We start from the raw sequence: 5192 nt of genomic DNA on the forward strand, positions 1-5192 counted from the left end.
GCTTGCCAGCGAAAGGCTGCGAAGCAGCCCAGGCTTTACAGGGATTTTTCGAAGATCTTCGAATTGCGCTGATAGTTGTACAGCGACGCCCGCGCCGCCGGCAGCCGCTCCACCCCACTGGGCACAAAGCCGCGCTCGCGGAACCAGTGCGCCGTGCGCGTCGTCAGCACGAACAACGTCTTCAGGCCCATCTCCCGCGCCCGCGTCTCGATACGCTCCAGCAGCTCGTCGCCGCGCCCGCCATGCCGGTATTCCGGGTTCACCGCCAGGCACGCCAGCTCGCCCGCCTCCGAGTCGGCGATCGGGTACAGCGCCGCGCAGGCAATGATCATCCCCTCGCGCTCGACCACACTGAACTGTTCGATCTCGCGCTCAAGTACCTCGCGTGAACGCCGTACCAGGATGCCTTGTTCTTCCAGCGGGCTGATCAGGTCAAGCAAGCCGCCAACGTCCTCGATGGCCGCCTCGCGCACCTTCTCGAACTGCTCCTGGGCCACCAGCGTACCGCCACCGTCACGGGTGAACAGCTCGGTGAGCAACGCGCCGTCTTCGGCATAACTGACGATATGGCTGCGCGCCACGCCGCCACGACACGCCTCGGCCGCCGCATCCAGCAGTTCAGCCTGGTAATCCGGCCCCAGGCGCAGCATGTGCGCCGGCACCTGCTGCGGACGCAGCTCGCGCACCAGCTTGCCGCTTTCATCCAGCAGGCCGCGTTCGGCACCGAACAGCAGCAGCTTGTCGGCCCCCAGTTCGATCGCCGCGCGGGTGGCGACGTCTTCGCAGGCCAGGTTGAAGATCTCGCCGGTCGGCGAATAGCCCAACGGCGACAACAGCACGATGGAGCGCTCGTCGAGCAGGCGGTTGATACCCTTGCGGTCGACCCGGCGCACTTCGCCAGTGTGGTGATAGTCCACGCCTTCAAGCACGCCGATCGGCCGTGCCGTCACCAGGTTGCCGGCCGCCACGCGCAGGCGCGAGCCCTGCATGGGCGAGGCCGCCATGTCCATCGACAAGCGTGCCTCGATGGCGATGCGCAGGTGCCCGACCGCGTCGATCACACACTCCAGGGTGGCCGCATCGGTGATGCGCAGGCCATGGTGGTAGTGCGCGCTCAGGCCGCGGGCGGCCAGGCGGCTTTCGATCTGCGGGCGTGAACCGTGCACCAGCACCAGGCGCACGCCCAGGCTGTGCAGCAGCACCAGGTCGTGGACGATATTGCCGAAGTTGGGGTGCTCGACCCCGTCACCGGGCAGCATGACCACAAAGGTGCAGTCGCGGTGGGCATTGATGTAAGGCGAAGCATGACGCAACCAATTGACGTATTCGGGCATAACCAGAGCCTGTAAAAAAGAGGACAAGAACGGAAAAGCACACAGCGCTCGAAGGGTTATCGTCGCAACAGGTCTGGCGTCACGCGCATTCTCCTTGGGTTGAAACGGTTGGGCTCAACGGGCAATTACCGAGTCCAGGCAATAATGCCCGATCAACTCACGCAATAGACGCACGGTAGGCGTCAGGCGTGACATTTCGAGGTATTCGCCCGGCTGGTGGGCACAGGCGATGTCGCCCGGCCCCAGCACCAGGGTCTCGCACCCCAGGCGCTGAAGATAAGGGGCCTCGGTGCCAAAGGCCACCGCCTCGGCCCTGTGCCCGGTAAGACGCTCGGCCACCCGCACCAGTTCCGCATCGGCCGCCTGCTCGAACGGCGGTACTTCGGGGAACAGCGGTGCATAATCGATAAGCACCTGGTGCTGCTCGGCCAGCGGCACCAGCTTGCTGCGGATCGCCGCGCGCAGCACCTCGGGGTCCATGCCCGGCAGCGGACGCAGATCGAACTCCAGCGCGCACTGGCCACAGATACGATTGGGGTTGTCGCCGCCATGAATGCAGCCGAAGTTCAGGGTCGGTTGCGGCACGCTGAACTGGGCGTTGTTGTAGTCGTGCTGCCACTGACGGCGCAGCCCCATCAGCTCGCCCATCACCGCATGCATGGCCTCGGCGGCGCTGTGGCCCAGGCTCGGGTCGGAGGAATGCCCGCTGCGCCCGAGGATGTCGATACGCTCCATCATCACGCCCTTGTGCAGGCGGATCGGGCGCAGCCTGGTCGGCTCGCCGATCACGGCGGCACGGCCCAGCGGGCGCCCCGCCTCGGCCAGGGCACGCGCACCGGACATCGAGCTTTCTTCGTCGCAGGTGGCCAGGATCAGCAGCGGCTGCTTGAACGGCTGGTCGAGCAGCGGGCGTACCGCCTCGATCACCAGCGCGAAGAACCCCTTCATGTCGCAGCTGCCCAGGCCCACCCAGCGCCCGTCGACTTCAGTCAGCTTGAGCGGGTCGGTCTGCCACAGTTGCGGGTCGTACGGCACCGTGTCGCTGTGACCGGCCAGCACCAGGCCGCCAGGGCCGCTGCCAAAGCTGGCGAGCAGGTTGAACTTGCCCGGGGTGATCTCCTGCAGCTCGCAGGCGAAGCCCAGATCGCCCAGCCAGCCGGCCAGCAGGTCGATCACCGCGCGGTTGGACTGGTCCAGGCTGGGCTGGGTACAACTGACCGACGGGGCGGCAATCAGGGCGGCGAACTGGTCTTTGAGCGGCGGCAACGGCATGCGCATTCTCCTGGGTACGAGGCCCATCATAGGGCCATCGGGCACCTGGAATAAACCGTCGGCGGTCGAGTCCTGTACACTGCACGGCCAAGACGCACCCAGTCATCGAGCCTGCCAGCAATGAACACAGAAACCGAACTCAAACTGCGGGTCAGCCGCGAGACCCTCGCCGCCCTGCGTGAACACCCATTGCTGAAGAAGCGCAACAAATCCGGCTGGCAGCAGCGCGACTTGCTCAACCAGTATTTCGACACCCCCGAGCGCGACCTGGCCGCGGCCAAGGTTGCCCTGCGCCTGCGCCGTGATGGCGACGTGGTGATCCAGACCCTCAAGGCCCGCGGGCACAGCACCGCCGGCCTGTCGGTGCGCAACGAGCACGAATGGGAGCTGCCCAAGGCCAAGCTCGACCTGAAGAAGCTGGACGAGAGCGTGTGGCCGGCCGAGCTCGCCGAGCTGGACAAAAAAACCATCAAGGCGCTGTTCAGCACCGACTTCACCCGCGAATTCGCCGAAATCGCCTGGGGCCGTGGCAAGGCCAAGGTCGTGATCGAAGCAGCCCTCGACCTGGGCACTGTGGTAGCCGGCAAGCAGAAGGAAGAAATCTGCGAACTGGAGCTGGAACTGCGCGAAGGCGACCCGGCCGCACTGCTGGAACTGGCCGCCGAACTGGCAGCGAGCCTGCCGGTGTTCCCTTGCGATATCAGCAAGGCCGAGCGCGGCTACCGCCTGCTCGACCCGGCCAGCTACGCCGTGAGCCTGCCGGGCGCCGAAATCAATGCCGAGATGCCCCTGGACGACGCCTTTGCCGCCGTGGCCTGGCAACTGCTGGGCGCCAGCCAGCGCCTGGCCGAACAGTACCGTTTCAATGGCCACTGGCGCCTGCTGCAAGACTGGGTGCAATGCCTTGCCGAACTGCGCGCCCTGCTCAGCAGCCTGGGCCAGGCCGCACCGCGCCCGACCACCAGCGCCTTGCGCACCAGCCTTGACGCCCTGCTCGAAGACTGGCGCCCGCTGGTACTGGCCGGCAACGACGACGAAGACGTACGCCGCGCCGCGCCCGAGCAATTTGCCGAAGAGCTGCTCGACACCCGCTGGGGCCAGTTCTCGCTGGACACCTCGCGCTGGTTGCTGGCACGCGGCTGGGCCGTCGAGCGCAACAAGCGCGGCGACCGCCAGGGCGCCGCGCAGCTGGGCAACTGGCTGAAGGTACTGCTGTCGGACGAAGCCAACGCACTGCAGCTGCCGCTGTACCATCGCCAACCCGAAGACCTGGCCGAACAGCTGCCGCGCATCGAGCGCCTGCTGGCCTGGCTGCACCATGCTCGCCAGGTACTCGAAAGCCCCGACCTGGACCGCCTGTTCGGCGAACTGAACAAGCTGCACGAGCTGGCCAACCTGCCGCTCGGCGACGACGTCCTCGAGGCCCGTGTCCATCAGGCCATGGCGGTGTTCCAGAGCCGCGGCTGGAAGCACCTGCTGCGCAAGTGACGGCTACACCGGCAAACTCGTCGTGGACTTGATTTCAGACAAGGCCACGATCGAGTTGACCTCCTGGATCCCCGGCACCATCGACAGCTTTTCGAAGAAGAACCGTTCGTAGGCTTCGATGTCCGGGGTGACAATGCGCAGCAGGAAATCCACTGCGCCCATCAGCACATAGCATTCCAGCACCTCAGGAAACTCGCGGATCGCCTCGGTGAATTCAGCAAAGTTGGTCCGCCCGTGGGCGTTGAGTTTGACCTCGGCAAAAATCTGCGTGTTCAGGCCGATCTTCTTGCGATCAAGCAGGGTGACCTGGCCGCGAATCACCCCTTCTTCCTTGAGCCGCTGAATACGCCGCCAGCAAGGCGACTGCGACAGCCCCACGCGCTCGGCGATCTGCGCGCTGGACAGCGACGCGTCTTCTTGCAGCAGGGCCAGGATGCGCCGGTCGTAGGCGTCCAGTTGGCTTTGCATGATCTATCCCCATCAGGCGTACATTGCGAATTGATCAATTCGATAAACGTGCGATCAGGCTGATCATAGAGAAAAAATACCCCGCTGAAGATGTAAAAATTCCGCCATCGAATTCGGAGACATCCCATGAGCGCCCACGAACGGCTGGACACCCCCGTCACCCCGCTGCGCACCGATGTGTGGGCCGCCACTGCACTGCACAGCGACGTGTGCTACCGGCTGCAGGTGGAGGCCGAGCCGGACAGCCTGTGCCGCATCCTCAACCTGTTCGCCCTGCAGTTCCTGGTGCCCCATCAACTGCACATGGAGCAGCACGGCGAACTGCTGGACATCCAGTTGGGGGTGGCCGGGCTCAGCTGGCACCGGGCCGAGCTGATTGCACAAAAAATGCGCAACCTGATCTGCGTCACCGAGGTCAGCCTGCAACCGCAGGGCGCCGAGCACGGCGAGTGGCGCCGGGCGCGCTGACCCGGAAAAATGCGGCAACCCTTGCAACAACCCATGTCGTGCAGCCCCGACTAGCCTTGGCAGGCCCGCAACCGCTCGCAAGGAATCGCCATGCCTGCCCCGCCGCCCGACCGCTGGCTCGACCTCGACACATTGCTCGGCGCCCTGTGCGCCCAGCAGCGC

Annotated in this window: 5 protein-coding genes; 2 read left to right on the forward strand and 3 right to left on the reverse strand. The window is 65.4% G+C overall.

Annotated features, from left to right (window positions below; all coding sequences use genetic code 11):
• Positions 1 to 35: 35 nt before the first annotated feature.
• Together argA and argE are read right to left on the reverse strand one after the other, a co-directional pair.
• Positions 36 to 1334, reverse strand: coding sequence for an amino-acid N-acetyltransferase (gene argA, locus G3436_RS24185; protein WP_163950368.1), 1299 nt, complete (start codon positions 1332 to 1334; stop codon positions 36 to 38).
• A gap of 114 nt (positions 1335 to 1448) precedes the next feature.
• Positions 1449 to 2606 (reverse strand): acetylornithine deacetylase, encoded by a 1158-nt coding sequence (argE, locus tag G3436_RS24190; protein WP_163950371.1) that lies wholly within the window; start codon positions 2604 to 2606, stop codon positions 1449 to 1451.
• A 120-nt stretch (positions 2607 to 2726) separates the two neighbouring features.
• On the opposite strand from argE, the gene G3436_RS24195 reads away from it, so the two are divergent.
• Complete coding sequence (locus G3436_RS24195) at positions 2727 to 4094, forward strand: CYTH domain-containing protein (RefSeq protein WP_163950373.1); 1368 nt, start codon at positions 2727 to 2729, stop codon at positions 4092 to 4094.
• A gap of 3 nt (positions 4095 to 4097) precedes the next feature.
• On the opposite strand, the gene G3436_RS24200 is transcribed toward G3436_RS24195, so the two are convergent.
• The gene (locus tag G3436_RS24200; RefSeq protein ID WP_043863419.1) at positions 4098 to 4562 is read right to left on the reverse strand and encodes an Lrp/AsnC family transcriptional regulator; all 465 of its coding nucleotides are present in this window, start codon (positions 4560 to 4562) and stop codon (positions 4098 to 4100) included.
• Between the two features lie 126 nt (positions 4563 to 4688).
• On the opposite strand from G3436_RS24200, the gene G3436_RS24205 reads away from it, so the two are divergent.
• On the forward strand, positions 4689 to 5030 hold the full coding sequence (locus G3436_RS24205; RefSeq protein WP_163950376.1) for a hypothetical protein: 342 nt from the start codon (positions 4689 to 4691) through the stop codon (positions 5028 to 5030).
• The last annotated feature ends 162 nt before the right edge of the window (positions 5031 to 5192 follow it).

The sequence above is a fragment of the Pseudomonas brassicae genome (genome assembly GCF_010671725.1).
GTDB classification, from domain to species: domain Bacteria; phylum Pseudomonadota; class Gammaproteobacteria; order Pseudomonadales; family Pseudomonadaceae; genus Aquipseudomonas; species Aquipseudomonas brassicae.